This window comes from Streptomyces sp. NPDC091377 (genome assembly GCF_044757045.1).
Taxonomy (GTDB): Bacteria; Actinomycetota; Actinomycetes; order Streptomycetales; family Streptomycetaceae; genus Streptomyces.
Genome location: NZ_JBIVUE010000007.1, coordinates 12,888 through 39,754, shown reverse-complemented (window position 1 = coordinate 39,754; position 26,867 = coordinate 12,888). Strand labels below are relative to the sequence as shown.

Below are 26,867 nucleotides of genomic sequence, written 5' to 3'. Positions count from 1 at the left end.
CCCGCCCAAGGACGCACCGCCGACAGAGCGGCCCGCTAAGGGCCGACCCCCCGTTGCCACGCCCCCAGTTCCTCCCTCAGGGAGCGCTGGAAGGTGGTCAGCAGGGCCTGGACCACGAGCGGCTGCATATGAGCCGACAGCGACTTCACGGCGTCCGCGTCCCGCTCCGCGACCTCCTCGCGCAGCAGGGCCGACAGTTCGTGCGCCGCCGCGCGCGAGTGCTCGATCAGCACGGCACGCGCGGCCAGGATCGCCTCCTGCGACAGCGGTACGTCCAGCAGTTCCACGCCCAGCCGCAGCAGCCCCGCGTCCACCCGGAACGCGTCGCCCTCCACGGCCACCACGCCCATCGCCGCCAGCCGCTCCAGATCCGCCTCGTCCAGCGCCCGCCCGGCGCGCCGCTCCAGCTCGACCAGGGTGACCGTGTCCCGTACCTCCGGCGCCCAGGACGCCACCACCGCGCGGTGGATGGCGAGGTCGTCGGCGCTCAGGCCGGGCGGGAGCTGCCGCAGATAGCGCTCGATCGCGGCCAGGGTCATCCCCTGGTGCTGCAACTCCTCGATCAGCCCGAGCCGCGCCAGATGCTCCGGCCCGTAGTGCCCCACGCGGCGCGGGCCGAGCACCGGCGGCGGCAGCAGCCCCTTGGTCCCGTAGAAGCGGACCGTCCGCACCGTGACGCCCGCCCGCGCGGCCAGCTCGTCGATGGTGAGGGGCGGCCCGGGCCGCTCCCCGGTGTCGGTCGTCATGTGCAGCAGTATCGCTGTACCACCGCCACTGTGACACCACCCACACCACCGTTGGATCACCCCCCCGCCCATCGCCGAACGCGGTTTGCAGCCGATGCATATGGAAAGATGCACCTTCGGTCTGTGCCGGGTCACCTCAGGTCACGCGGCACGGACCGAGGCATGTACGGACACCCGAGCGCACACCGCTGGGGCGCACCAGAGAGTGGTACCACCCGTGAGCAACGACGCCGTGGACACGGCCAAGGCCACCGCCGGGAGCGGGGCGACCGCCACCCCCGCGGACGCGGGCGACGCCGGTTACAGCAAGGACCTCAAGGCCCGCCACGTCAACATGATCGCCATCGGTGGCGCCATCGGCACCGGCCTCTTCCTGGGTGCCGGCGGCCGGCTGAACAACGCGGGCCCCGCACTCGCCCTGGCCTACCTGGTCTGCGGAATCTTCGCCTTCTTCGTGGTCCGTGCCCTCGGCGAGCTGGTCCTGTACCGGCCCTCCTCCGGCTCCTTCGTGTCGTACGCGCGCGAGTTCCTCGGCGAGAAGGGGGCGTACGTCGCGGGCTGGATGTACTTCCTCAACTGGTCGACCACCGGAATCGCCGACATCACCGCGATCGCGCTCTACACGCACTACTGGAGCATGTTCACCGACGTACCCCAATGGGTGCTGGCGCTGATCGCGCTCGCGGTCGTGCTGGCCGTGAACATGATCTCGGTGAAGATCTTCGGCGAGATGGAGTTCTGGTTCGCGATCATCAAGGTCGCCACCCTCGTCGGCTTCATGCTGATCGGAATCTTCCTGCTGGTCACCCGGCAGGAGGTGGGCGGCACCACGCCCGGCCCGGGAGTCATCGCCGACGGCGGCGGGGTCTTCCCGCACGGACTGATGCCGGTGGTCCTGGTCATGCAGGGCGTGATCTTCGCCTACGCCGCCCTCGAACTGGTCGGTGTCGCCGCGGGTGAGACCGCCGAGCCGGAGAAGGTCGTCCCGCGCGCGGTGAACTCCATCATGTGGCGCGTGGGCATCTTCTACGTCGGCTCGGTCGCCCTGCTCGCCCTGCTGCTGCCCGGCTCCGCCTACTCCGCCGGGGAGAGCCCCTTCGTCACCGTCCTGTCGAAGATCGGCGTCCCGGCGGCCGGCGATGTGATGAACCTGGTCGTGCTGACCGCCGCCATGTCCTCCCTGAACTCCGGCCTCTACTCCACCGGCCGCATCCTGCGGTCCATGGCGATGGCGGGCTCGGCCCCCAAGTTCACGGCGGTGATGAACCGCAGCCAGGTCCCGTACGGCGGCATCCTGCTGACCTGCGGCGTCTGTGTGCTCGGCGTCGGCCTGAACTTCCTCGTGCCCGCCCAGGCGTTCGAGATCGTGCTGAACGTGGCCTCGCTCGGGATCATCAGCACCTGGGTGATCATCATGATCTGCCATCTGATCTTCGTGCGCCGCGCCCGGGCGGGCCTGCTGGAGCGCCCCCACTTCCGGCTCTTCGGCAGCCCTGTCACGGAGATCGCCACGATCGCGTTCCTGCTGGCCTGTCTCGGCATGATGTGGAACGACCCGGAGGTCGGCCGCAGGACCCTGCTGCTGATCCCGGTGATCGCGGCGATGCTGGTGGTGGGCTGGTACGCCATCCGGCGCAAGGCGTCCCGCACGACGGCGGGCGAACTGACCCGTATGACGGACTGACGTCGGGCGACAACCCCTCGGGGGCGCGGGGAACCACGCGAGACAACACCACCCGTCGCAACCCGGGCTCAGCCCCGAAGCGGCCCCCCACAGCCCCCGTCGGCCCCACACAGCCCGGTCACCACCCCCCCCACAGCCCCCCCGTCGGCCCCACACAGCCCCATCGCCCCCCCCCGACACACAGCCCCCGTCGGCCCCCCACACCCCCCAAGGGCCCGCTCCCGCTCAGCCCCCCGAAGGACCCCCGCGCGCTCTCTCGAACGCCCTCACCAGGCATTCCGTCAGCCGCAACGCGATGTCCCCGTCCGGATCCAGCCGGGGATTGAAGATCGTGACGCCCATCCCCACCACCCCCGGCGAGGCGAGCGCGGCGTCCAGCAGCGCGTCGAGTTCCTCCCAGGCCAGCCCGCCCGAGAGCCGGTAGTCGACGGCGGGCATCACGGCGTCGTCCAGCACGTCCACATCGAGATGCAGCCAGTACCCGGCGCTGCCGGAGTCCGCGGTGAGCAGTTCCACGGCCCGCCGGGCGGCCTCGGCCGCGCCCAGTTCACGGACCGTGTGCAGATCCATCGTGTGCAGCGCGTCCGGCAGCGGCTGTCTGCCGAACACCGCCGACTCGGTGGCGTCCCGGAAGCCGAGCGCGACCACGTCCGCGTCCTGGACCAGCGGCGCCCGGCCCTCCAGATCGGTCAGCACCCGAGGCCCGCGCCCGGTGGCGACGGCCAGTTCCATGGAGGCCACCTCGCCCACCGGCTCGGCCTCGGGCTGGTAGAAGTCGGTGTGCCCGTCGAGGAACAGCAGCCCGTACCGGCCCCGCCGCCGCAGCGCGAGGAGATGACCAAGCAGGATGCTGCAGTCCCCGCCGAGCACCAGCGGGAACCGGCCGGTGTCGAGCACCTCGCCCACCACGTCCGCCAACCGCACGGAGTACTCGGCGATACCGGCCGGATTGAGCACCCCGGTCGCCGGATCCCGTTCGGGCTCGTACGGCGGCGGCTCCACCCGGCCCGCGCGCTGCGCGCCGACGCCCTCGGCGAGACCCGCGCCGAGCAGTGCCCCGGGCAGTTCCTCGACCCCGGTGGGCCGCAGTCCCAGCACGGACGGTGCCTCGATGATCGCGACGTCCCGCACCCGACGGCTCCTTCGCTCTCGTCCCACGGACCGCCGGGCGGAGCCGGGGCCCGCACGCCACGAGGACGGCCCGTGCCGTACGGGCCGCCCGGCGCACAGGCCCACCGTAGACCGACGACGCCGGTCAGGCGCGTCAGCGCGGGCGCGCGTCTCAGCGACGGCAGGGGTGCGGCACCGTGGCGCCGCACCCGGCGCGCCGACTCCCCGTCAGTGCGCGTGCACGTCGTTCGTCGCCGCGATCTTCTTCCACGACCTGGGCTGCTCAGGGGCCTTGGCCGTGCCGAGGGACGCCTCGGCGGCGGCCGGTGCCCCCGGCTTGGACGGCTGATACAGCCAGGTGTCGAACAGCGCGGCCAGCGGCCGTCCGCTCACCTCTTCGGCGTAGCGGCGGAAGTCGGCGACCGTGGCGTTGCCGTGCGCGTACCGCTTCGGCCAGCCCTTGAGGAGGGTGAAGAAGTCCTCGTCCCCGATGTCCTCGCGCAGCGCCTGGAGCGCCAGCGCGCCCCGGTCGTAGACGGCCGAGTGGAACTGGTTGTCCGGGCCCGGGTCACCCGGCCTGACCTTCCAGAACGGGTCGCCGGCGGGCCGGGAGGCATACGCGTAGTCGGCGAGTTCCCGGGTCGTGCCCTCGCCCTCGTGCTCGGACCACAGCCACTGGGAGTAGCGGGCGAAGCCCTCGTTGATCCAGATGTCCTTCCAGCCCGCCACGGAGACCAGGTTGCCGTACCACTGGTGGGCGATCTCGTGGACGACGACGGAGGTGTTGGAGCCGTTGGCGAACTGGCGCGGGCTGTAGAACGGCCGGGTCTGGGTCTCCAGCGCGTACCCGGTGGTGGTGTTCGGGACGTAGCCGCCGAGCGCGTTGTACGGGTACGGCCCGAAGTACCCGGTCAGCCAGTCGGCGATCTCACCGGTGCGCTCGATGCTGGCCCGCGCGGCGCCGGCGTGGTCGCCCAGGTCCTTGCTGTAGGCGTTGACGACCGGGATGCCGCTCTCGGTGGTGCCGGTGGTGAGGTCGAACCGGCCGACGGCGAGGGTGGCGAGATAGCTGGCCTGCGGCTTGTTCGACCGCCAGTTGTAGCGGGTCCAGCCGGCCCGCGAGACGGCCGACTGGAGGGTGCCGTTGGAGATGGCCTGGGTGCCGTCGGGGACCTGGACGGAGACGTCGTACGTCGCCTTGTCGAGCGGATGGTCGTTGCTGGGGAACCACCACCAGGCCGCCTCGGGCTCGTTCGCGGCGACCCCGCCGTCCGGGGTACGCAGCCAGCTGGTGAAGCCGTACGCCTGCTCCGACGACGGCACGCCCGCGTACCGCACGACCACGGTGACCGGTGTGTTCTTGGCCAGGGTCTTCCCCGGCGTGATCTCCAGCTCGTGCTCGCCGGTTGTCCGGAACGCGGCCTTGACGCCGTTGACCCGCACCTCGGAGACGTCCAGCAGGAAGTCCAGATTGAACCGGTTCAGCTCCTGGGTGGTGCGGGCGAGGAGGGTCGCGGTGCCTTCCAGACGGTCGTCGGCGGGCCGGTACTTCAGCCGCAGGTCGTAATGGGAGACGTCGTAGCCGCCATTGCCGTAGTCCGGGTAGTAGGGGTCGCCGATGCCCGGTGCGCCGGGGGACACGCTCGCGGCCGATGCCGGGATCGCCAGCAGCAGGGAGGCCGCGGCGAGCGCGCCCGGCGCGATGAATCTGCGGTGCACGAAAGCTCCAAGTCGTAGGGATCCGGTCGGGTGAACCGGATCAGGGGGGACCGAAGACTGTTCGAACCCTATGTACGCCCTGTCCCCCCGGGGCTGTCCACGGCCCCACCTGTCACACGATCGCCATTCGGCCGACATGAAGGGTCGTGAACCCCTCCGAACACACCCGTTCCGGCGGCGAGATCCGGCCACACACCTTCACAGCACTCCCTCAGCCGCCCTCTTCTGCGCGGGAGTTGACCGGGGTACCGTCCGCCGCATGCCGAAACGCACGCGCTTCACGATCTGGAGACCGCTCGCGACGGCGGCCACGGCCGCCCTGATGGCCACCCTCCTCACCCCCGCCCAGGCGACCGCCACCGGGACCGGCCCGCGCACCAGCCAGCCGGTCTACTCCTACGACCGCGCCGTGCGCGAGGCCGTCTGGGTGGACACCCGGCTCGACGGGGACGGCGACGGGCGGACCGACCGGGTCGCCGTCGACATCGTCCGGCCGTCCGAACCCGCCCAGCGGGGCCGCAAGATCCCCGTCATCATGGACGCCAGCCCGTACTACTCCTGCTGCGGGCGCGGCAACGACGGCCAGCGCAAGACGTACGACGCCGACGGCGACATCGTGCAGATGCCGCTGTACTACGACAACTACTTCGTGCCCCGCGGCTACGGCTTCGTCGGCGTCGACCTCGCCGGAACCAACCGCTCCGACGGCTGTGTCGACGTCGGCGGACGCTCCGACATCCAGTCCGCGAAGGCCGTGATCGACTGGCTCAACGGCCGCGGCACCGCCTACACCACCCGCACCGGCACCACCCGCGCCTCGGCCGACTGGACCAACGGCCGCACCGGCATGATCGGCAAGAGCTACGACGGCACCATCGCCAACGGCGTCGCCGCCACCGGGGTCGAGGGCCTGGAGACCATCGTCCCCATCGGCGCCATCTCCTCCTGGTACGACTACTACTTCTCGCAGGGCGCCCCGCTCTTCGACTCCGGCCCCGACTGGCTGTCGAACTACGTCGAGAGCCCCGAGGCCCGCGCCCGCTGCGCCGCCGTCCAGCAGAAGATCGTGGACGGCGCCCCGCGCACCGGCGACTGGACCGGGCTGTGGTCCGAGCGGAACTACGTCCCCGACGCCGACGACGTCGAGGCCAGCGTCTTCGTCGTGCACGGCACCCAGGACCTCAACGTCCGCGCCAAGCACTTCGGCCAGTGGTGGGACGCCCTCGCGAAGAACGGCGTCGACCGCAAGATCTGGCTCTCCCAGGTCGGCCATGTCGACCCCTTCGACTTCCGCCGCGCCGACTGGGTGAACACCCTGCACCGCTGGTTCGACCATGAACTCCTCGGCTATGACAACGGCATCGACGACGAGCCCATGGCCGACATCGAGCGCCGGCCGGACCAGTGGGTCACCTCCGACGTGTGGCCGCCCCGCGCCACCGACTCCGTACGGCTGAAGCCCGCCAAGGGCACCGAGCCCGGCGTCGGCACCCTCGGCCTGCGCACCGGCAAGGGCACCGAGACCTTCACCGACGACCCCGCCCGCGGCGAGGGCGACTGGGCCACCGACATCGGCGTGTCCACCCCGGACAAGGCCGGCTTCGTCACCGCCCCGCTCACCCGCGACCTGCGGCTGTCTGGCTCCTCGAAGGTCACCGTCACCGCGACCCCCAGCACCCCGACGGCCCACCTCAGCGCCGTCCTCGTCGACCTCGGCCCCGCCACCATCCGCGACTACTCCGCCGCGGGCGAAGGCATCAGCACCCTGCCCGAACGCACCTGCTGGGGCGCGAGCACCACCGGCGACAGCGCCTGCTTCCGGGAGACCGCGGCCCGCACGGCGGACGTCGAGCACACCGTCCTCAGCCGCGGCTGGGCCGACCTCGGCACCCACGCCTCGCCGGGCGAGGGCCGCCCGCTCACCCCGGGCAAGGCGTACACCCTCACCCTCGACCTGGCCGCCACCGACCATGTCGTACCCGCCGGACACCGGCTCGCGCTGATCGTCGCGGGCACCGACGGCGGGCTGATCGAACCGCCCGCGGACCGGCCGACCCTCGGCCTCGACCTCTCCCGCACCACGGCGCACGTCCCCGTCGTCGGCGGCACCGGCGCCTTCGCCCGCGCCACCGCCGGAGCCCGCGCCGCCGCCCCGGCCGCCGGACTCGAAGGGGTCGAGCCGCCCGCCACCGTCCAGCGCGTCCCGGAGGGAGGCCGGTGAACCGCCGTTCCCGCGCCCTGGCCCTGACCACCGCCGCCGTCACCGCGGCACTCACCACGTCCCTGCTGACCGCCCCCGCCCGGGCCGCCGACGCGGCGCCCCCGCGCACCGGGTTCGAACGCACCGACGGCGCCCGCTGGACCACCCAGCCCGAGGAACAGCGGTTCCTCGCCGCCGTGGACCGGGCGAGCGACCGGGTGTCGATCTCCCGCATCGGCACCACCCGGCAGAACCGGCCGCTGCAACTCGTCCGCGTCGGCGCCCGTGACAGCGCCCACACCGTGCTCCTGGTGTGCAGTCAGCACGGCGACGAACCCTCGGGCCGCGAAGCCTGTCTGACGACCGTCCGCGACCTGGCCCACGCCAAGGACCGCGACACCCGGCGCTTCCTGGAGCGCACCACCGTGCTCGTGGTGCCCACCGCCAACCCCGACGGCCGGGCCGCCGACACCCGGGGCAACGCGGACGGCGTCGACATCAACCGCGACCACGTCGCCCTCGCCACGAACGAGGGCCGCGCCCTGGCCGCCGTGGTCCGCGACCGCGAGCCCGACATCATCTACGACCTGCACGAGTACGGGGCCACCCCCCGGTACTACGACAAGGACCTGTTCGACCTGTGGCCGCGCAACCTCAACACGGCCGACGCCGTGCACGACGAGGCGCGAACCCTGTCCGAGGCGTACGTCCGGCCCGCCGCGCGGGACGCCGGCCACTCCACCGGCACCTACGGGATCTGGACCGACCCCGACACCGGTGAGCCGCTCCGGCAGGTCGCCGGGGACGGACAGGAGCGCATCCTGCGCAACATGTCCGGTGCCAAGCACGCGGCCGGTCTGCTCATCGAGAGCCGCGTCGACCCGGTCACCGAGGCCGAGCAGCGGGACGAGTCGCTCAACAACCGGCGCCGCGTCCACTCCCAACTCGCCGCCCTCGACGGCCTGTTCGACTTCAGCGACGAGCGACGCGGCCGGATCGAGTCGGCCACGGGCGCGGCCCGGATCGCCGGGTACCGCGACTCGGGCCCCGTCTACCTCGGCGGCGCCGACAACGACCCGCCCGACAGTGCCGAGGTGATCCAGGACCCGCCCTGCGGCTACCGGCTCACCGACGCCCAGTACGCCGACGTGAAGGACGAACTCGCCCTCCACGGCATCCGCACCCGCACGGACGGCGACGGCAGATACGTACCACTGCGACAGTCCCTGCGCGCACTGGTCCCCCTGCTCCTGGACGAACGAGCGACCTACCACCTGACACCGGCCCAACCGATCCCGAACTGCTGACACCCCCGAACCCCATCGCCGACGACCCGCCCCGGGCGGGGGCTACTGACCACGGGCCCCTGCGCAACCCGCCGCCAGGTCGCCCCGGGCCGGGTCGCTGACCACAGGGCCCGGGGCACCCCGCCGGCTGGAAGCCCCGGTCCGCCTTGCCGCCGGGTCGCCCCGGGCTGGGTCGCTGGCCACAGGGCCCGGGGCACCCCGCCGACTGGAAGCCCCGGTCTGCGTTGCCGCCCGCTCGCCCCGGGCCGGGGCGCCGGCCACGAGGCCCGGGGCGAGCCGCCGATCCAGCAGCCCCGGGCCGGGCTGTCGGCCGGGAGTTCCGAGCCGTTGCCGCTGGCCCCTGCTCCCGGAGGGGCCGGCGCAGGGCACCCGGGCCACACTGCTGGCCCGGGTGCCCTGGCTCGACTGCTGACCGATATCCGGAACGCCGGCAGAGAGGCCCGCCACACCTGGCCCCGGGAAGATCGCCGGGCACGGCCCCGGCAGACCTGTCTGGCTCCGGCCCGCCGGACCGGAGCCAGAGAGACCGGCCGCCCTGGGACGGCCTGCCGGCGCGGGCCCCAGCAACCTCCCGCCCCCGCCCCGGCGGACCCGTCGGGCGCAGCCCCCGGCCGACCCGCCGCACTGGCCCCCGGCCGACCCGCCCCGCACGCCCCCGCGCGACCCGCCGCACCGGCCCCCGGCCGACCCGCCCGCCCCCGCCCCGGCGGACCCGTCGGGCGCAGCCCCCGGCCCACCCGCCGCACCGGCCCCCGGCCGACCCGCCGCACCGGCCCCCGGCCGACCCGCCGCACCGGCCCCCGGCCGACCCGCCGCACCGGCCCCCGGCCGACCCGCCCCCCACGCCCCCGCGCGACCCGCCCGTTTCCGGCCGTGCAGAGGCCCGTCGGGCCGCCCCCGGCAGATCCCCGGCTCGGGCGTCGGCAGGCACCCCGCCCCCACCCCCAGCGTTCCGACCGGGTACGTTTCGGCGGGCGGGTGATCGGACACCGGTCCCCTGGGTGGGTGCAGATTGCGCCACATGTGGTAAGCGCGTAGGGGGCAGGAGCGTTTCTCCTGTCCTTCACGTCCCTCTCCCCATGGAAGGCCCGCCTGTGACGCACGACAGTCAGCGCACGAACGCCCCGGAACCCGGAGATCTACCGCCGCCCCCGGAAGCGCATCTGCCGGCCTCGGGCCGGCCGAGGACCGACCGGGTCGTGTTCGGGGTCACCGCCGCCCTCACCCTCGCGTTCGTCGTGTGGGGTGCCGTCGCGACCGACACGCTGGAGAGTGTGTCCAGCACCTTGCTCGACGGGCTGATGAAGAACGGCGGCTGGGCGTTCATGCTGGCCGCGTCCGGCTTCGTAGTCTTCGCCCTGTGGCTCGCCATCAGCCGCTACGGCCGGATCCGGCTGGGCGCGGAGGACGAGGCGCCGGAGTTCCGCACGGTCTCGTGGGTCGCCATGATGTTCAGCGCGGGCATGGGCATCGGCCTGATGTTCTACGGCGTCAGCGAGCCCCTCGCGCACTACCTCACGCCCCCGCCGGGCACCGGCGCCGGCGACTCCGGTGAGCGCATGGAGACGGCCATGGCCACCACGCTCTTCCACTGGACGCTCCACCCCTGGGCGATCTACGCCGTGGTCGGCCTCGCCATCGCCTACAGCACCTTCCGCCGCCGTCGCCGGCAGAGCATCAGCGCCGTGTTCACCCCGCTGATCGGCGAGCGCAACGCCAACGGGCTCAGCGGACGGGTCATCGACATACTCGCGATCGTCGCGACCGTCTTCGGCTCTGCGGCCTCCCTCGGTCTCGGCGCCCTCCAGATCGGCTCCGGCATGCAGGAGCTGGACTGGATGGACCAGGTCAGCACCGGCGTGCTCGTCAGCATCATCGCCGTACTGACCCTCGCCTTCGTCGCCTCGGCGGTCTCCGGCATCGAGCGCGGCATCCAGTGGCTGTCGAACATCAACATGGTGCTGGCCCTCGCGCTGGTCCTGTTCGTCTTCGTCGCCGGACCCACCGTCATCGTGCTCGACCTGCTGCCCACCTCCGTCTTCGCCTACCTCGGCGACCTGCCCGACCTCGCCGGGCGCACCGAGGCCAGCGGCGGTGAGGGCGTCGCCGCCTGGCTGGGCAGCTGGACCGTCTTCTACTGGGCCTGGTGGATCTCCTGGACGCCCTTCGTCGGCATGTTCATCGCCCGGATCAGCCGGGGCCGCACCATCCGCCAGTTCATCGGCGGTGTGATCCTCGTGCCCAGCACGGTCAGCCTGGTCTGGTTCGCGGTCTTCGGCGGCTCGGCGATGAAGCTGGCCGAACAGGGCAAGGTCGGCGACCAGTCCACCCCCGAGGCACAGCTCTTCGCTGTCCTCCAGGAGTTCCCGATCGCCACCGTCAGCAGCCTCCTGGTGATGATTCTCGTCGGCATCTTCTTCGTGTCCGGCGCCGACGCCGCCTCGATCGTCATGGGCTCCCTCTCCCAGAAGGGCGTACTGGAGCCCGGCCGCTCGGTCGTCGTCTTCTGGGGCGTGGTGACCGGCGCGGTGGCCGCCGTCATGCTGCTGGTCGGCAGCGGCCAGGGCGACGCGCTGACCGGCTTGCAGAACCTGACGATCCTCGCGGCGGCCCCGTTCGTCGTCGTGATGCTCTTCATGTGCGTGGCCCTCATGCGCGACCTGCGCCGCGACCCGCTCATCGTGCGCGAGGAGATGGGCTCCGAGGCCGTCGAACTGGCGGTCATCGAGGGCCACAAGCGCTACGACGGCGAGTTCGAACTCCGCGTCGGACCCGGCGTGGGAACCGAGGTGGAGGGCGACCCCATCGGCAAGCACTGAGTGACCGTCCCCGGGCCCGGAGCCGACCGCCCCGGGCCCGGGAGCCGGCGCAGGGGACGGGGCCTCACCCCTCCGCCAGCGCCGCCGCCTCCCGCGCGCACCCCCACGCCACCGTCACACCCGCCCCGCCGTGCCCGTAGTTGTGCACCAGCAGCCGGCCGTCCGGCAGCCGCTCCCGCTCCAGGCGCACCGCGTCCCGCGCGGGCCGCAGCCCCACCCGGTGCTCCAGCACCCGCGCCCCCGCGATCTCCGGACGCAGCCGAGCGCACCGCCGTACGATCTCCGCCGCCACCGCCGGGTCCGGCTCGGTCGACCACACGTCGTCCTCGGCCGTGCCGCCCAGCACCAGCCGGCCCGGCTGCGGGAAGAAGTAGGACTTGACGCCGTCCCCCGCCGCCTCGTCGCCGGAGACCAGCCAGGTGCGGATGCCCGGGTTCTCCACCACGACCAACTGACCGCGCACCGGCCGCACCGAGGCGTCCGGCACCAGCGTGCGGGCGCCCAGCCCGGTGCAGTTGACCACGACCGCCGCGTCCGCCTCCGGGAACCCGGGCGACACGGTCCGCTCCTCCACCGTGCCGCCCGCCGCCGCCAACCGCTCCCGCAGCCACGGCAGATGCGCCGCCATGTCGACCAGCGGCAGCCGCGCCCAGGTGCCCCGGCCCCCGTACTCGTCCGGCGTGGACGCCCGCAGCCCCGGCAGCCGGGCCGCCGCCCACCCCCGTACCTCGTCGGGGTCCGTCTCGCCCAGCACCCCCTCGACCATCCGCACGCCGGTCGTCCCGGGCGACGCGGCCTGACTCTCGTACACCCCCAGCGTGTGCAGCGCCCACGCGTGCACGGAGGCGGCCGGCTCGATCCGGTACGGCCACCACAGCCCGCCCGCCACCGCCGACGTGGTCCGCTCGGCCGGCTCACGTGTCCACAGCCGTACCGGGCGCCCGCTCTCGGCCAGCACCACGGCCGTCGTCAGCCCGACCACCCCGCCACCGACGACGATCACATCGTCCCTCTGTCCGCTCAGCACACCGCGACGGTAGCGGAAGGAGCCGTCCGACGCCCCGGGTGTGCCACCGGTGGAAGCGGTGCCACAGCGACCGGGCCGCCCCCGCGCCGACTACTATCGACCCTCTGATGACTGCCACCCTCGTCGCCAAGAACCTCGCCGCCGGCCACGCCGACCGCTCCCTGTTCACCGGGCTCGACCTCGTCGTGGCGCCCGGCGACGTGATCGGCCTCGTCGGCGCCAACGGAGCCGGGAAGTCCACCCTGCTGCGGCTGCTCGCCGGACTGACCCCGCCCGAGGAGGGCGAACGGCGCCTCTCCCCGGCCACCGCGACCGTCGGCCACCTCCCGCAGGAGCCCGAGCGCCGCCCGGGGGAGAGCGTCCGCGCCTTCCTCGCCCGCCGCACCGGCGTCGCCGCCGCCCAGACCGCCATGGACGAGGCCACCCAGGGCCTGGTGGACGGGGCGCCGGGCGCCGACGACGCGTACGCCGTCAGCCTGGAGCGCTGGCTGGCCCTCGGCGGCGCCGACCTCGACGAACGGGCCGAGGACGTGGCCGGCTCCCTCGGCCTGGTGATCGGCCTCGACCAGCCGATGACCGCGCTCTCCGGCGGCCAGGCGGCCCGCGCCGGCCTCGCCTCCCTGCTCCTGTCCCGCTACGACGTCTTCCTCCTGGACGAACCCACCAACGACCTCGACCTCGACGGGCTGGAGCGCCTCGAACGCTTCGTCGGCGCACTGCGCGCCGGCACCGTCGTCGTCAGCCACGACCGCGAGTTCCTCACCCGCACCGTCACCAAGGTCCTCGAACTCGACCTCGCCCAGCAGCAGACCCACCTCTACGGCGGCGGCTACGCGGCCTACCTGGAGGAACGCGAGGTCGCCCGCCGCCACTCCCGCGAGGACTACGAGGAGTACGCCGACAAGAAGGCCGCCCTCCAGGACCGCGCCCAGATGCAGCGGACCTGGATGGACAAGGGCGTCAAGAACGCCCGGCGCAAGGCGGGCGACAACGACAAGCTCGGCCGCCGCTTCCGCAGCGAGGCCAGCGAGAAGCAGGCGTCCAAGGCCCGCCAGACCCAGCGCATGATCGAGCGCCTCGATGTGGTCGAGGAGCCCCGCAAGGAGTGGGACCTGCGCATGGAGATCGCCGCGGCCCCGCGCTCCGGCGCCGTCGTGGCGAGCCTGCGCGACGCCGAGGTACGGCACGGCGACCCCGGCGACCCCGGGCGGTTCGCGTTCGGCCCCGTCACCCTCCAGGTCGACTGGGCCGACCGGATCGCGGTGACCGGCGCCAACGGCTCCGGCAAGTCCACCCTGCTCGGCGCCCTGCTGGGCCGGGTCCCGCTCGACTCCGGGCACGCGGCCCTCGGCTCCGGCGTCCTGGTCGGCGAGGTCGACCAGGCCCGGGGCCTCTTCCACGGCCCGCGCAACCTGCTCGACGCCTTCAGCGCCGCCGCACCCGGCGTCGACCCCGTCGACGTCCGCACCCTCCTCGCCAAGTTCGGCCTGAAGGCGGACCACGTGCTGCGCCCGGCCGACACCCTCTCACCCGGCGAACGCACCCGCGCCGCCCTCGCCCTGCTCCAGGGCCAGGGCGTCAACCTGCTCGTCCTGGACGAGCCGACCAACCATCTCGACCTGCCCGCCATCGAGCAGTTGGAATCCGCCCTCGACACCTACCGGGGCACGCTCCTGCTGGTCACCCACGACCGCCGCATGCTGGACGCCGTGCAGGTCACCCGGCGCCTGGAGGTCGCCGACGGCAAGGTCACCGAACGCTGAGCGGACCCGACCTAACGCGCAGTCAGGCGCCGGGCCAGCCCCGGGTAGTCGAGGACGAACCCGTCCGCGTCGAGGTCCAGGTCGCTGCGGAAGGTCCCGGAGGCGTACCGCACCCGCCCGCCGCCCCCGCCGGTCCGCGCGAGATGCGTGTACGTCTGCCGGGACGCCCGCACGGTCAGATCCGGCACCGACACCCAGGCCATCAGGAACTCCCGCTCACCGCGCTCCCGGTGCATACGGTGGCGCAGCACCGGCATGGTGTTGGTGAGCGGACACAGCCCCAGATCGCAGTCCAGCGCCCCGTCGACCTCCGGCAGCCGCTCCCCGTCCGCCGTCCACCGCCCCGCGTCGTCGCGCCGCAGGTCCAGGGTGCGGGTGCGCGCCGCCGTCTCCGCGGTCACGGTGAGCCGCCGCGTCACGAACCCCTCACCGGTCTCCAGCGTGTACGAGATCCAGTACGGCTCCGGGGTCAGTCCGACGGCCCGGCCCCGCGCCCGCAGGGTGTCCGCGCCCGGCTCCGCCCAGCAGGTCTCGTAGCCGCCGGAGGCCATGACATCCCAGGTGAGCACCCGTAGGGCGGGGTCGGTGGCGGCACGCGAAGTCGTCATACCGCCACTGTAGGGGCCGGGTCCGACAGGGGCGGGGCGGTGCGGGCCGGGCCCTCAGGGCGAAGCCGGGGAAGCCCGGCCCCTCGCGGCACACGAAGGACCGGGCTTCCCGTGGTCCGGGCTCGTCCGGGGACGGCTCAGTGGCGCTTTCCGTCCTTCGGGTTCAGCAGCCCCGCCCGGCGCAGGGCGTCGGCCATCGCGCTGTTCGCGGGCGGCGTCGCCGCCTGACGCGAGCCGCCCCGCTCACCCCGCTCACCGCCACGGGCCTGCCCGCCCCGCTCACCGCCACGGCCCTGCCGCTGCTGCGGCGGACGCCCGCCGCCCCGCTGCGGCCGGCCGCCGCCACCGGCCCCGCGCTCCTGCGGCGCGGCCTCGTCGTCCAGCCGCAGGGTCAGCGAGATCCGCTTGCGCGAGATGTCGACGTCCAGCACCTTCACCTTCACGATGTCGCCCGGCTTCACCACATCGCGGGGGTCCTTCACGAACGTCTTCGACATCGCGGAGACATGGACCAGCCCGTCCTGGTGGACACCGACGTCCACGAAGGCGCCGAACGCGGCCACATTGGTGACCACGCCCTCCAGGACCATCCCGGACGCCAGGTCGGAGAGCTTCTCCACGCCCTCCTTGAAGGTGGCCGTCTTGAACGCGGGCCGCGGGTCCCGGCCCGGCTTCTCCAGCTCCTTGAGGATGTCGGACACGGTCGGCAGACCGAACGACTCGTCCACGAAGTCACCGGGCCGCAGCGAGCGCAGCACCGAGGTGTTGCCCATCAGCGCGGCGACCTCCTGGCCGGCGGTCTTCACCATCCGCCGCACCACCGGGTACGCCTCGGGGTGCACGCTGGAGGAGTCCAGCGGGTCGTCGCCGCCGCGGATCCGCAGGAAGCCCGCGCACTGCTCGTACGCCTTCGGCCCCAGCCGGGTCACGTTCTTCAACTGGCCCCGGGAGGTGAAGGGGCCGTTGGCGTCCCGGTGGGCCACGATGTTCTCGGCGAGGCCGGAGGTGATGCCGGAGACCCGGGCCAGCAGCGGGGCGGACGCGGTGTTCACGTCCACGCCGACGCCGTTGACACAGTCCTCCACCACCGCGTCCAGCGAGCGCGACAGCTTCACCTCGGACAGGTCGTGCTGGTACTGCCCCACGCCGATCGACTTCGGGTCGATCTTCACCAGCTCGGCCAGCGGGTCCTGGAGACGGCGGGCGATGGAGACCGCGCCGCGCAGCGACACGTCCATGTCCGGCAGCTCCTGCGAGGCGAACGCGGACGCCGAGTACACCGACGCGCCGGCCTCGGAGACCATCACCTTGGTCAGCTTCAGCTCGGGGTGCTTCGTGATGAGTTCACCGGCGAGCTTGTCCGTCTCGCGCGAGGCCGTGCCGTTGCCGATGGCGACCAGGTCGACCGCGTGGTCCCGCGCGAGCCGGGCCAGCTTGGCGATCGCTTCGTCCCACCGGTTGGCCGGGACGTGGGGGTGGATGACATCGGTCGCGACGACCTTGCCGGTCGCGTCCACCACCGCCACCTTCACACCGGTGCGGAACCCGGGGTCGAGACCGAGCGTCGCGCGGGTGCCCGCCGGGGCGGCGAGCAGCAGATCGCGCAGATTGGCCGCGAACACCCCGACCGCCTCGTCCTCGGCGGCCGTACGCAGCCGCAGCCGCACATCGATGCCGAGGTGCACCAGCACCCGGGTGCGCCACGCCCAGCGGACGGTGTCCGTCAGCCACTTGTCGGCGGCGCGGCCCCGGTCGGCGATCCCGAACCGGTGGGCGATCAGCCCCTCGTACGAGGACGGGCCGTCGGTGGCCTCCTCCGGCTCCAGGACGAGATCCAGGACCTCCTCCTTCTCGCCGCGCAGCATGGCGAGGATCCGGTGCGAGGGCAGCGCCGTGAAGGGCTCGGCGAAGTCGAAGTAGTCGGCGAACTTCGCTCCCGCCTCCTCCTTGCCCTCACGCACCTTCGCGGCCAGCCGCCCGCGCCCCCACATCCGCTCACGCAACTCGCCGATCAGGTCGGCGTCCTCCGCGAACCGCTCGGTGAGGATCGCGCGGGCGCCGTCCAGCGCGGCCTGCGCGTCGGCGACGCCCTTGTCGGCGTCCACGAACGCGGCGGCGGCGGCCTGCGGCTCCACCGTCGGGTCGCCGAGCAGCCCCTGGGCGAGCGGCTCCAGGCCCGCCTCGCGCGCGATCTGCGCCTTCGTACGCCGCTTGGGCTTGTAGGGAAGGTAGATGTCCTCCAGTCGGGCCTTCGTCTCGGCGCCGCGAATGCGCGCCTCCAACTCGTCCGTGAGCTTGCCCTGCTCGCGTACGGATTCCAGGATCGCCGTCCGGCGCTCCTCCAGTTCCCGCAGATAGCGCAGCCGTTCCTCAAGCGTGCGCAACTGCGCGTCGTCGAGCATCTCCGTCGCTTCCTTGCGGTAGCGGGCGATGAAGGGCACCGTCGAACCGCCGTCCAGCAGCTCCACGGCGGCCTTGACCTGCCGCTCCCGTACGCCGAGTTCCTCGGCGATCCTGCCTTCGATGGACCCCACTGCCAGGGACCCGGGTGTCGTCACGTCCCGTACCGCCTTATCCACTTCGGGTTGCGCGGCAATTGTGGCAGGTGACACCGACAACCGGGGATCAGGGCGGCATCCGGCACGGCCGGATCCCTCAGACGCGCCGCGCTCCGCGCCGACCGGAGGAGGAGGCTCCGCCGAACAGCCGGGCGAGGGCGCGGAAGGGCAGGGTGACGACCGTGGCGACGGCTCCGCCGATCTGGCGCAGCACGTCCGCGATGGCTCGCAGCATGTGAAAATTCCTTTCGTTCAGTTATGTCTCTTTTGTAATGACTCTTTTGTGACGACTTACGGTCTTTCGTTCTTCCTCTGAGCGGCTCCTATCCGGCTCCTGACTGGCTCCTGACTGGCTCCTGTCCGGGGACGGGTACCCGCGTACCGCCGCGCATGCATGTCCGCGGTGGCAGAAAAGGTGGGAAGTTCGTCATTGCGGCCATGGCGGGGTGCGCGAAGAATCGGGCCATGGCACAGCGAACCGTTCTGGTGCTCCTCCTCGACGGGGTGCAGAGTCTCGATGTCACGGGTCCGGTGGAGGTGTTCGCCGGGGCCGAGAAGCACACGCCGGGCTCCTACCGGATCCGTACGGCCACCCTGGACGGCGGCCTGACCCTGCTCGGCCGGATCGCGGGCGACGACGTGGCCCGGACCGTGCAGCTCGGCACGGAGTACGACCCGCAGCCGCCCTACGACGCCGGGTCCCCCGAGAAGGCGCCCGCGCACCTCGTCGCGGCGATGCGCGACAGCAGCCGGTTCAGCCTGGAGCAGGCCGGTCCGCCGCGGGTACGGTCCAGCCGAAGCGGGGGCGACCGCGCTCCAGGAAGGCGGTGACGCCCTCGGCGAGGTCCCCGCTGCCGCGCCCCTGCTCCTCCCAGTGGGCGTCCCGGTCGAGGCGCCCGTTCGCGAACTCCTTCGCCGACGCCTGGGTCAGCAGCGAGCGTGAGGCGAGGACCGAGGTGAACGCGGCGACCCGCGCGTCGAGTTCGCCCTCGGGCAGCACCTCGTCCACCAGGCCGGTGCGCAGCGCCCGTGCCGTGTCGATCAACTCGCCCGAGAACAGGAGGTATTTGGCGGTGGCCGGCCCGACCAGCGCGACCAACCGCCGGGTGGACGAGGACCGGTACACGATCCCGAGCTTCGCGGGCGTCACCCCGAACAGCGCGCCCTCCTGCGCGAACCGCAGATCGCAGGCGGCGGCGAGCTGGGCCCCGCCGCCCACGCAGTGCCCCCGGACCGCCGCCAGGGTCGGCTTGGGGAACGCGGCCAGCGCCTCCTCGGCGGCCACCGCCAGGTCCCGTGCCTCGTCGGGGGCCGCCAGCAGCCCGGAGATGTCCGCGCCCGCGCAGAACGTGGGCCCCTCCCCGGTCAGCACCAGGGCGCGTACGGCGGGATCGGCGGCCAGGGTCTCCAGCAGCGGGGGCAGCGCCCGCCACATGGCGGTGGTCATGGCGTTGCGTTTGGCCGGATGGTGGATGACGACGGTGGCGACCGAGTCGGCGACCCGGTGTCTCAGCTGCGGCTCCATGCGCGGGATGCTATCCGGGCCCACTGAACGGCCGCTCAGGCAGGGCGCCGACGTCGGCCGGTCGGCGGTCCGGACGCCGCCGGGGTCAAACCCGTACAACCCGAAGAGTTCGCGAAGTCGGCATCAGGTGTCAGGAGCAGTCCCTGAGCCGACCACGACACACGGCAACGATCAGAAGTGTTCGATAATTGCTGACTTCAGTTCAGTCACCCGGTCCGGGGCGAACCGTTCCCAACACTCTTCGTGTGGTGACAATCGAGCACAAGGGTGGCGACCGGACGATGGACGACTACGGGCTTGAGTCCGGTCCATGCCCCGAAGGCGGCGCGGAGAGACTGCTGAGGGCGACGGTGGCGCCCCCGCTGCCGTACGAGGGGGTCTGGCGGTTCACCGCCCCCGCCGTGGACGCCTCGGTCCCGCAGGCCCGGCACGCCGTGCGGGACCTGCTGACGCGGCAGGGGGTGCCGGTCTCCGAGGATCTGGCACAGGGGCTGCTGCTGATCGTGTCGGAGCTGGTCACGAACGCCGTGCGGCACGCGGCGCTGCTCTCGCCGATGCTCGCTGTGGAGGTGGCCGTGGGCGCCGAGTGGGTGCGGGTGTCGGTGGAGGACAACCACCCCTACCGGCCGACCGCCCTGGAGGCCGACCACGGCCAGACCGGCGGCCGGGGGCTGCTGCTGGTGCGGGAGATCACCCGGGAGGCGGGCGGGGCCTGCGACGTGGAGCACACGGCGAGCGGCGGCAAGGTGATCTGGGCGGCCCTGCCGCTCAAGCCCCTCGGGATCCCCGGGGTGCCCGGGCTGGTCTGAGCCGGGTCGCCGGGCGGGAGCGTCCCCGGGCGCGGGGGCGCGGGGGCGCGGTGGGCCGGGGGACGGGGACGCGCGGGGCCGGGGGCGCGGGGGAGGCTCCCGCCCGGCCCCGCGCACCCGAGCGGTGCTCACCAGCCCGTCGACGGACCCGTCAGCTCCCTGATCGCGGGCCGCGCGGCGTCCAGCACGGTCATGAACCAGGCCGAGAAGGTGCCCTCGGCGTGCCGCTCGGTCAGCTCCTGCGCCGTCACGAACGCGACCTCGCCGACCTCCTCCGGGTCCGGCCGCAGCGGTGCCTGCACCATGCCGACGAAGAGATGGTTGTACTCCTGCTCCACCAGGCCCGAGGCCGGATCCGGGTGGTTGTACCGGACGGTCCCCGCCTCCGCCAGCAGTGACGGCGAGACCCCCAGCTCCTCGTAGGTCCGCCGGGCCGCCGCCGCGAACGGCGCCTCGCCGGGGTACGGGTGGCCGCAGCAGGTGTTGGACCAGACACCGGGGGAGTGGTACTTGCCGAGCGCGCGCCGCTGGAGGAGCAGCCGGCCGTATTCGTCGAAGAGGAACACCGAGAACGCCCGGTGCAGCTGTCCGGGGGGCTGGTGCGCCGCGAGTTTCTCGGCGGTGCCGATGGCCACTCCGCTCTCGTCGACCAGTTCCAGCATGATCGATTCCTCGGTGCCGTTCGACGAGCTGTGCGTCGCGGTGGCAGGTGTGATCGGCATACCCATCCTTCGCCTCGGTCCTCGCCCCAGTCTGCCGTACGAATCGGGCGCCGCCCGGCACTTCCCGGGCACTCCCGGCATGTCCCCCGCGCGAGGGAGCGCACGCCGATCAGCGCACGCCCCCTGTGCCGGGGTCCGCGGCGCCGGGCCGCGCGGTCAGTGGCAGAGCCGTGCCTCGTGCTCGGCGTGTCCGACCGGTTCGAGCTGGAAGGTGCAGTGCTCGACGTCGAAGTGGTCCCCGAGACAGCCCTGGAGTTCGTGGAGCATCCTCTCGTGGCCCAGGGCGTTCAGGACGTCGGACCGTACGACCACATGGGCGGAGAGCACCGGCATGCCCGAGGTGATCGTCCAGGCGTGCAGATCGTGCACGTCCTCGACTCCGTCCAGGGCCAGGACGTGCGCCCGCACCTCCGCCATGTCGACCCCCTTGGGCGCCGACTCCAGCAGCACGTCCAGGGTCTCCCGGAGCAGCTTGAGCGTCCGGGGCACGATCATCAGGCCGATCACCAGCGAGGCGATCGGGTCGGCGGCCTGCCAGCCGGTGGTGAGCACCAGGGTCGCCGACACCAGCACCGCGACCGAGCCCAGCGCGTCCGCCGCGACCTCCAGGAAGGCGCCGCGGACGTTCAGGCTCTCCTTCTGGCCGCGCACCAGCAGCGACAGCGAGATCATGTTCGCCACCAGGCCGACCAGACCGAACACGATGGTCAGCCCGCCCTGCGTCTGTGCCGGGGTGATGAACCGCTGGATCGCCTCGTACAGCACATAGCCGCCGACACCGAGCAGCAGCAGACAGTTGGCCAGCGCCGCGAGGATCTCCGCGCGGGCGTAGCCGAAGGTGCGCCGCTCGCTCGCCGGCCGGTTGGCGAAGTGGATCGCCAGCAGGGCCATCGCGAGGCCCACCGCGTCGGTGGCCATGTGCGCCGAGTCCGCGATCAGCGCGAGGGAGTCGGCGAGCACCCCGCCGACGATCTCCACGACCATCACCGTGAGCGTGATCCCCAGGGCGATGCGCAGCCGCCCCCGGTACGCCGACGCCGCCGTGCCGGTACCGCCGCCGCCGGGCGGGGCGTGCGCGTGGTCATGCCCGACACCCATGGACAACCGCCTCCTGTGCTGGTCCGCGATCACAGTGAACTACGGGCGGGGGGTATCAGGCAACGCGGCAGTGAACACCGTTGTCATCACCTCTGACCTGCGGAAACGGAGTGCAGGTCAGAGGCCGGACCAGAGGCGTGCGGGCAGGCCAGGGCCGGACCAGGGGCGTGCGGGCGGGTCGGGGCCGGACCAGGACGCGCAGGCGGGTGAGAGGCCCGACGGGGCGCGAGGAGCCGCGCGGGCGGGTCAGCCCTGGCGGAGCTGCCAGCCCCGCCAGGCCGACTCGACCATCTGACGGACCCCGAGGCGGGCCGTCCAGTCCAGTTCCCGGGCGGCGAGCGCGGCGGACGCGACCGCCCTCGGAGCGTCCCCCGGGCGGCGGGGGTCGACGACCGCCGGACGGGTGTCGCCGCTCACCTCGCCGATCAGGGTCACCAGCTCACGCACCGAGACGCCCTCGCCGCGTCCGATGTTCACGGTCAGATCGCCCTTCGCGGACCGGTCCGAGAGCCGCCGGACCGCCGCGACGTGCGCCTCGGCCAGATCGGTGACATGGATGTAGTCGCGCACACAGGTGCCGTCCGGCGTCGGGTAGTCCGCCCCGAAGATGCGCGGGGCCTCGTCGCGGGTGAGCCGGTCGAAGACCATCGGGACGATGTTGAAGACCCCGGTGTCGGCCAGTTCGGGGGCGGCGGCGCCCGCCACGTTGAAGTAGCGCAGGCACACCGTCGCGATGCCGTGCGCCTCGCCCTGCGCCCGCACCAGCCACTCACCGGCCAGCTTGGTCTCGCCGTACGGGTTCACCGGGGCGCACGGCGTGCTCTCGGTGATCAGCGCCACGTCCGGACTGCCGTAGACCGCCGCCGAGGACGAGAAGAGGAAGCGCTCCACGCCCGCCTCCGCCACCGCCTCCAGCAGGGTGGCCAGACCGCCGACGTTCTCCCGGTAGTAGCGCACGGGACGGGCCACCGACTCGGCGACCTGCTTGCGCGCCGCGAGATGCACCACCCCGGTCACCGCGTGCTCGGCGAGGAGCCGCCGCAGCAGCGGCCCGTCCAGGTACGACCCGCTGACGACCGGCACGTCCGCCGGGAGCCGGGCGGGCACCCCGGACGACAGATCGTCCAGTACGACGACCCGCTCGCCCGCCCGCGTCATGGCCCGCACCACATGGGCCCCGATGTATCCGGCACCGCCGGTGATCAGCCACGTCATGGACGCCCACCCTAAGCGCCCGGCGGAGCGCCCCCGCCGTCGGCTCGGCGCCCGCCCGCACCGGCACCCGCGCCCGGCACCTCTGGAGCCCCGGTCCCAATGCCCGGGAAACGCCCGATCCGCCGCTTCGTTCCCGTCAGGATTTTGTACGGCGGCCCCGCCATCCCGCATGATGATCGTCAGTGCAGGCAGGGCACGGCGTGCCGTCCGGACCATGAACGGGCGGTGAACGTGGTCTTCTGATCATCCGATAGCCTCTGCCGAACGCCGCCCGCCCGGTGCAGTTGGTGCCGCCCAGGGGGCGTCCCCATCATGCTCATGACCGGCGCGGACGCGTCGCCACCCAGGGAGTGAAGTTCGGTTGTCGACCGCCATCCTCACCGGTCAGCCGGGGCCGGGATCGTCCCTGGAGGGCGATCTGCGGTCGCTCGGCTTCGAGGTGCGCATCGCCTCCGGCGCCACCGACGCCGAGACGCTCCTCGCCCAGGTGCCCGGTGATCAGCGGGTCGCGATCGTGGACGCCCGGTTCGTCGGCCACGCGCACGCGCTGCGGCTCGGCCTGACCGACCCCCGCTTCCCGCTCGCCGCCCTCCCCGGCGCGGTCACCGCCCGCCCGGCCGCCCGCCAGGAACTGACCCGCGCGATGGCCCGCGAGCGCTCCGCCGAGGGCACGGTCGTCGTCGACAGCCTCCCCGACCGGGTCGGCGCCGCCCTGGCCGCCGACGGCGCCGAGGTGTACCGGCCCGAACTGGGCAGCCTGGTCGCCGAGGTTCCGGGCGACCCCCAGGCCCGCAACGAGGCACGGCAGGCCGTCGCCGCCGTGGACGACGAGGCCGTACGCCTGAAGTCCGCGGTCAAGGCCCGCGACGGCTTCTTCACCACCTTCTTCATCAGTCCCTACTCCCGCTACGTCGCCCGCTGGTGCGCCCGCCGGGGACTGACCCCCAACCAGGTCACCACCGCCTCGCTGCTCACCGCCCTGATCGCGGCGGGCTGCGCGGCCACCGGCACCCGCGGCGGCTATGTCGCGGCCGGAGTGCTGCTGATCGCCTCCTTCGTCCTCGACTGCGCCGACGGCCAACTCGCCCGCTACTCGCTCCAGTACTCCACCCTCGGCGCCTGGCTCGACGCCACCTTCGACCGGGCCAAGGAGTACGCCTACTACGCCGGACTCGCCCTCGGCGCGGCCCGCGGCGGCGACGACGTCTGGGCGCTCGCGCTCGGCGCCATGGTCCTCCAGACCTGCCGGCACGTCGTCGACTTCTCCTTCAACGAGGCCAACCACGACGCCGCCGCCAACACCAGCCCCACCGCCGCCCTCTCCGGCCGCCTCGACGGCGTCGGCTGGACGGTGTGGGTACGCCGGATGATCGTGCTGCCGATCGGTGAGCGCTGGGCGATGATCGCCGTCCTCACCGCGGTCACCACCCCCCGCGTCACCCTCGTCGTGCTGCTGGTCGGCTGTGCCTTCGCCGCCGCCTACACCACCGCCGGCCGCGTCCTGCGCTCCCTGACCCGCAAGGCCCGGCGCACCGGCCGCGCCGCCCAGGCCCTCGCCGACCTCGCGGACAGCGGACCCCTCGCCGAGGCCCTCAAGCGGTTCGTCCCGCCGGTCCCGGCGCCCGTCGCCGCCGCCGTCGGCGGCGGCGTCCTGGTGATCTGCGCCGCGCTGTGGGGAGCGGGCTGGGCGACCGCCGGCGCCGCCGTCCTCTACGTCCTGCTGTCGGCCGCCGCCGTCGCCCGCCCCCTCAAAGGCGCCCTGGACTGGCTGGTCCCGCCTTTCTTCCGGGCCGCCGAGTACGGCACCGTGCTGATCCTCGCGGCTGAATCAGAGGCGAACGGAGCACTTCCCGCGGCTTTCGGGCTGGTGGCCGCCGTCGCCTACCATCACTACGACACGGTCTACCGCATCCGCGGGAACGCCGGGGCGCCGCCCGCCTGGCTGGTGCGGGCCGCCGGGGGACACGACGGGCGCACCCTGCTGGTCGCACTGCTCGCCGCACTGCTCACCGGAGCGCAGTTCGCGGTCGCGCTCACGGTCCTGGCCGTGGCCCTGGCACTGCTGGTGCTCGCCGAGAGCGTCCGCTTCTGGGTCGCCTCCCACCTCGGGGGCGCACCCGCCGTACACGACGAAGGAGAACCCGCATGATCGGCCTGGTCCTGGCGGCCGGCGCAGGACGGCGTCTGCGCCCCTACACCGACACCCTGCCCAAGGCACTGGTGCCGGTGGGCCCCGAGGGCGTCGAGGGCGAGCCGACCGTGCTGGACCTGACCCTCGGCAACTTCGCCGAGATCGGCCTCACCGAGGCCGCGGTCATCGTGGGCTACCGCAAGGAAGCCGTGTACGCCCGCAAGGAAGCGCTGGAGCGGACGTACGGACTGAAGCTGACGCTCATCGACAACGACAAGGCCGAGGAGTGGAACAACGCGTACTCCCTGTGGTGCGGCCGTGACGTCCTCAAGGACGGCGTGATCCTCGCCAACGGTGACACCGTCCACCCCGTCTCCGTCGAGCAGACCCTCCTCGCCGCCCGCGGCGACGGCCGGCGCGTCATCCTCGCGCTCGACACCGTGAAGGACCTCGCCGACGAGGAGATGAAGGTCGTCGCCGACCCCGAGCGCGGAGTGACGAGGATCACCAAGCTGATGGACCCCGCCGAGGCCACCGGCGAGTACATCGGCGTCACCCTCATCGAGGGCGACGCCGCCCCCGACCTCGCCGAGGCCCTGCGCGGCGTCTGGGAGACCGACCCCCAGCAGTTCTACGAGCACGGCTACCAGGCGCTGGTCGACCGCGGCTTCCGGATCGACGTGGCGCCCATCGGCGACCTCGACTGGGTCGAGATAGACAACCACGACGATCTGGCCCGGGGACGGGAGATCGCGTGCCGGTACTGACCAGGCTGATCCCTTCGCCGGTCGTCGTCGACATCCGCGCGGGCGCCCTGGACGACCTGGGCTGTGTCCTCGCCGACGAGCGAATATCCCACTCCGGGAAACTCGCCGTCGCCGTCAGCGGCGGCTCCGGCGCCCGGCTGCGCGAGCGGATCGCCCCCTCCCTGCCCGGCGCCACCTGGTTCGAGGTCGGCGGCGGCACCCTGGACGACGCCGTACGCCTGGCCGGCGAGATGAAGGCCGGCCACTTCGACGCCCTCGTCGGCCTCGGCGGCGGCAAGATCATCGACTGTGCCAAGTTCGCCGCCGCGCGTGTCGGCCTGCCGCTGGTCGCCGTCCCCACCAACCTCGCCCACGACGGACTGTGCTCCCCGGTCGCCACCCTCGACAACGACGCCGGGCGCGGCTCCTACGGAGTGCCCAACCCCATCGCGGTCGTCATCGACCTCGACGTCGTCCGCCAGGCCCCGGTCCGCTTCGTCCGGGCCGGCATCGGCGACGCCGTCTCCAACATCTCCGCGATCCGCGACTGGGAACTCGCCCACGCCGTCAAGGGCGAGAAGATCGACGGCCTCGCCGCCGCCATGGCCCGCCAGGCCGGTGAGGCGGTGCTGCGCCACCCCGGCGGCATCACCGACAACGACTTCCTCCAGGTGCTGGCCGAGGCGCTGGTCCTCAGCGGCATCGCCATGTCGGTGTCGGGCGACTCCCGCCCCTCCTCCGGCGCCTGCCACGAGATCAACCACGCCTTCGACCTGCTGTACCCCGAGCGCGCCGCCGCCCACGGCGAGCAGTGCGGTCTCGGCGCGGCCTTCGCGATGTACCTGCGCGGCGCGCACGAGGAGTCCGCCTACATGGCCGCGGTACTGCGCCGGCACGGGCTGCCGGTGCTGCCGCAGGAGATCGGCTTCACCCCGGAGGAGTTCGTCCGGGTCGTGGAGTACGCCCCCCGCACCCGGCCCGGCCGCTACACGATTCTTGAGCACCTCGACCTGAACACCGACCAGATCAAGGACATCTACGCCGACTATGTCAAGGCCATCGGTAGCTGAACTAAGGCCG

At 72.9% G+C, this 26,867-nt stretch carries 21 protein-coding genes; 10 read left to right on the top strand and 11 right to left on the bottom strand.

Annotated features, from left to right (window positions below):
• Positions 1-35 precede the first annotated feature (35 nt).
• Complete coding sequence (locus ACIQNG_RS17155; RefSeq protein ID WP_401424614.1) at positions 36-746, bottom strand: MerR family transcriptional regulator; 711 nt, start codon at positions 744-746, stop codon at positions 36-38.
• A 217-nt stretch (positions 747-963) separates the two neighbouring features.
• Here ACIQNG_RS17155 and ACIQNG_RS17150 point away from each other — a divergent pair, with 217 nt between their 5' ends.
• The gene (locus tag ACIQNG_RS17150) at positions 964-2,430 is read left to right on the top strand and encodes an amino acid permease (RefSeq protein WP_401485768.1); all 1,467 of its coding nucleotides are present in this window, start codon (positions 964-966) and stop codon (positions 2,428-2,430) included.
• Positions 2,431-2,655: 225 nt separating this feature from the next.
• On the opposite strand, the gene ACIQNG_RS17145 is transcribed toward ACIQNG_RS17150, so the two are convergent.
• Both ACIQNG_RS17145 and ACIQNG_RS17140 read right to left on the bottom strand, forming a co-directional pair.
• On the bottom strand, positions 2,656-3,561 hold the full coding sequence (locus ACIQNG_RS17145) for an arginase family protein (protein WP_401424612.1): 906 nt from the start codon (positions 3,559-3,561) through the stop codon (positions 2,656-2,658).
• A 207-nt stretch (positions 3,562-3,768) separates the two neighbouring features.
• Positions 3,769-5,259, bottom strand: a complete 1,491-nt coding sequence (locus ACIQNG_RS17140) for a M1 family metallopeptidase (RefSeq protein ID WP_401485766.1) — start codon at positions 5,257-5,259, stop codon at positions 3,769-3,771.
• Positions 5,260-5,518: 259 nt separating this feature from the next.
• Here ACIQNG_RS17140 and ACIQNG_RS17135 point away from each other — a divergent pair, with 259 nt between their 5' ends.
• The 3 genes from ACIQNG_RS17135 to ACIQNG_RS17125 all read left to right on the top strand — a co-directional run bounded on the left by ACIQNG_RS17135 (position 5,519) and on the right by ACIQNG_RS17125 (position 11,585).
• Positions 5,519-7,480, top strand: coding sequence for a Xaa-Pro dipeptidyl-peptidase (locus ACIQNG_RS17135; protein ID WP_401485764.1), 1,962 nt, complete (start codon positions 5,519-5,521; stop codon positions 7,478-7,480).
• Positions 7,477-8,766 carry a M14 family metallocarboxypeptidase gene (locus ACIQNG_RS17130; protein WP_401424609.1) on the top strand — a complete coding sequence of 430 codons (1,290 nt, stop codon included), beginning with the start codon at positions 7,477-7,479 and terminating at the stop codon, positions 8,764-8,766. The genes ACIQNG_RS17135 and ACIQNG_RS17130 overlap by 4 nt, the downstream gene beginning before the upstream one ends.
• Positions 8,767-9,845: 1,079 nt before the next feature.
• Positions 9,846-11,585 (top strand): BCCT family transporter, encoded by a 1,740-nt coding sequence (locus ACIQNG_RS17125; protein ID WP_401485762.1) that lies wholly within the window; start codon positions 9,846-9,848, stop codon positions 11,583-11,585.
• A 64-nt stretch (positions 11,586-11,649) separates the two neighbouring features.
• On the opposite strand, the gene ACIQNG_RS17120 is transcribed toward ACIQNG_RS17125, so the two are convergent.
• Positions 11,650-12,612, bottom strand: a complete 963-nt coding sequence (locus tag ACIQNG_RS17120) for an FAD-dependent oxidoreductase (RefSeq protein ID WP_401485760.1) — start codon at positions 12,610-12,612, stop codon at positions 11,650-11,652.
• Positions 12,613-12,719: 107 nt separating this feature from the next.
• Here ACIQNG_RS17120 and ACIQNG_RS17115 point away from each other — a divergent pair, with 107 nt between their 5' ends.
• Positions 12,720-14,375, top strand: coding sequence for an ABC-F family ATP-binding cassette domain-containing protein (locus tag ACIQNG_RS17115; RefSeq protein ID WP_401485758.1), 1,656 nt, complete (start codon positions 12,720-12,722; stop codon positions 14,373-14,375).
• An 11-nt stretch (positions 14,376-14,386) separates the two neighbouring features.
• Here the strand turns inward: ACIQNG_RS17115 and ACIQNG_RS17110 are convergent, their stop codons facing one another.
• The 3 genes from ACIQNG_RS17110 to ACIQNG_RS17100 all read right to left on the bottom strand — a co-directional run bounded on the left by ACIQNG_RS17110 (position 14,387) and on the right by ACIQNG_RS17100 (position 17,776).
• A complete protein-coding gene (locus ACIQNG_RS17110) occupies positions 14,387-14,983 on the bottom strand; it encodes a putative glycolipid-binding domain-containing protein (RefSeq protein ID WP_401485756.1) in 597 nt (198 codons plus the stop codon).
• A 137-nt stretch (positions 14,984-15,120) separates the two neighbouring features.
• Entirely contained in the window at positions 15,121-17,541 is a 2,421-nt protein-coding gene (locus ACIQNG_RS17105) for a Tex family protein (RefSeq protein ID WP_401485754.1), read from the bottom strand.
• A gap of 97 nt (positions 17,542-17,638) precedes the next feature.
• Positions 17,639-17,776 (bottom strand): LPFR motif small protein, encoded by a 138-nt coding sequence (locus tag ACIQNG_RS17100; protein WP_401424603.1) that lies wholly within the window; start codon positions 17,774-17,776, stop codon positions 17,639-17,641.
• Between the two features lie 230 nt (positions 17,777-18,006).
• Between ACIQNG_RS17100 and ACIQNG_RS17095 the strand changes: the two genes are divergently transcribed.
• Positions 18,007-18,372 (top strand): hypothetical protein, encoded by a 366-nt coding sequence (locus ACIQNG_RS17095; RefSeq protein WP_401485752.1) that lies wholly within the window; start codon positions 18,007-18,009, stop codon positions 18,370-18,372.
• Here the strand turns inward: ACIQNG_RS17095 and ACIQNG_RS17090 are convergent.
• On the bottom strand, positions 18,296-19,066 hold the full coding sequence (locus ACIQNG_RS17090; protein WP_401424601.1) for an enoyl-CoA hydratase/isomerase family protein: 771 nt from the start codon (positions 19,064-19,066) through the stop codon (positions 18,296-18,298). The two genes, ACIQNG_RS17095 and ACIQNG_RS17090, sit on opposite strands and share 77 nt — an antisense overlap.
• Positions 19,067-19,347: 281 nt before the next feature.
• Between ACIQNG_RS17090 and ACIQNG_RS17085 the strand changes: the two genes are divergently transcribed.
• Entirely contained in the window at positions 19,348-19,875 is a 528-nt protein-coding gene (locus tag ACIQNG_RS17085; protein ID WP_401486291.1) for an ATP-binding protein, read from the top strand.
• Between the two features lie 128 nt (positions 19,876-20,003).
• Here the strand turns inward: ACIQNG_RS17085 and idi are convergent, their stop codons facing one another.
• The 3 genes from idi to galE form a co-directional block, all read right to left on the bottom strand.
• A complete protein-coding gene (idi, locus tag ACIQNG_RS17080) occupies positions 20,004-20,597 on the bottom strand; it encodes an isopentenyl-diphosphate Delta-isomerase (protein ID WP_401485750.1) in 594 nt (197 codons plus the stop codon).
• Positions 20,598-20,753: 156 nt separating this feature from the next.
• A complete protein-coding gene (locus tag ACIQNG_RS17075) occupies positions 20,754-21,695 on the bottom strand; it encodes a cation diffusion facilitator family transporter (protein ID WP_401485748.1) in 942 nt (313 codons plus the stop codon).
• 246 nt (positions 21,696-21,941) lie between these two features.
• Positions 21,942-22,910, bottom strand: a complete 969-nt coding sequence (gene galE / locus ACIQNG_RS17070; protein WP_401485746.1) for a UDP-glucose 4-epimerase GalE — start codon at positions 22,908-22,910, stop codon at positions 21,942-21,944.
• A 361-nt stretch (positions 22,911-23,271) separates the two neighbouring features.
• Here galE and ACIQNG_RS17065 point away from each other — a divergent pair, with 361 nt between their 5' ends.
• From ACIQNG_RS17065 to ACIQNG_RS17055, 3 genes are read left to right on the top strand one after another with little or no spacing between them, the layout of a single operon-like run.
• Positions 23,272-25,059, top strand: a complete 1,788-nt coding sequence (locus tag ACIQNG_RS17065; RefSeq protein ID WP_401485744.1) for a DUF5941 domain-containing protein — start codon at positions 23,272-23,274, stop codon at positions 25,057-25,059.
• The gene (locus ACIQNG_RS17060) at positions 25,056-25,808 is read left to right on the top strand and encodes a sugar phosphate nucleotidyltransferase (RefSeq protein ID WP_401424596.1); all 753 of its coding nucleotides are present in this window, start codon (positions 25,056-25,058) and stop codon (positions 25,806-25,808) included. The genes ACIQNG_RS17065 and ACIQNG_RS17060 overlap by 4 nt, the downstream gene beginning before the upstream one ends.
• On the top strand, positions 25,796-26,857 hold the full coding sequence (locus ACIQNG_RS17055; RefSeq protein ID WP_401485743.1) for an iron-containing alcohol dehydrogenase family protein: 1,062 nt from the start codon (positions 25,796-25,798) through the stop codon (positions 26,855-26,857). The genes ACIQNG_RS17060 and ACIQNG_RS17055 overlap by 13 nt, the downstream gene beginning before the upstream one ends.
• Positions 26,858-26,867: the final 10 nt, after the last annotated feature.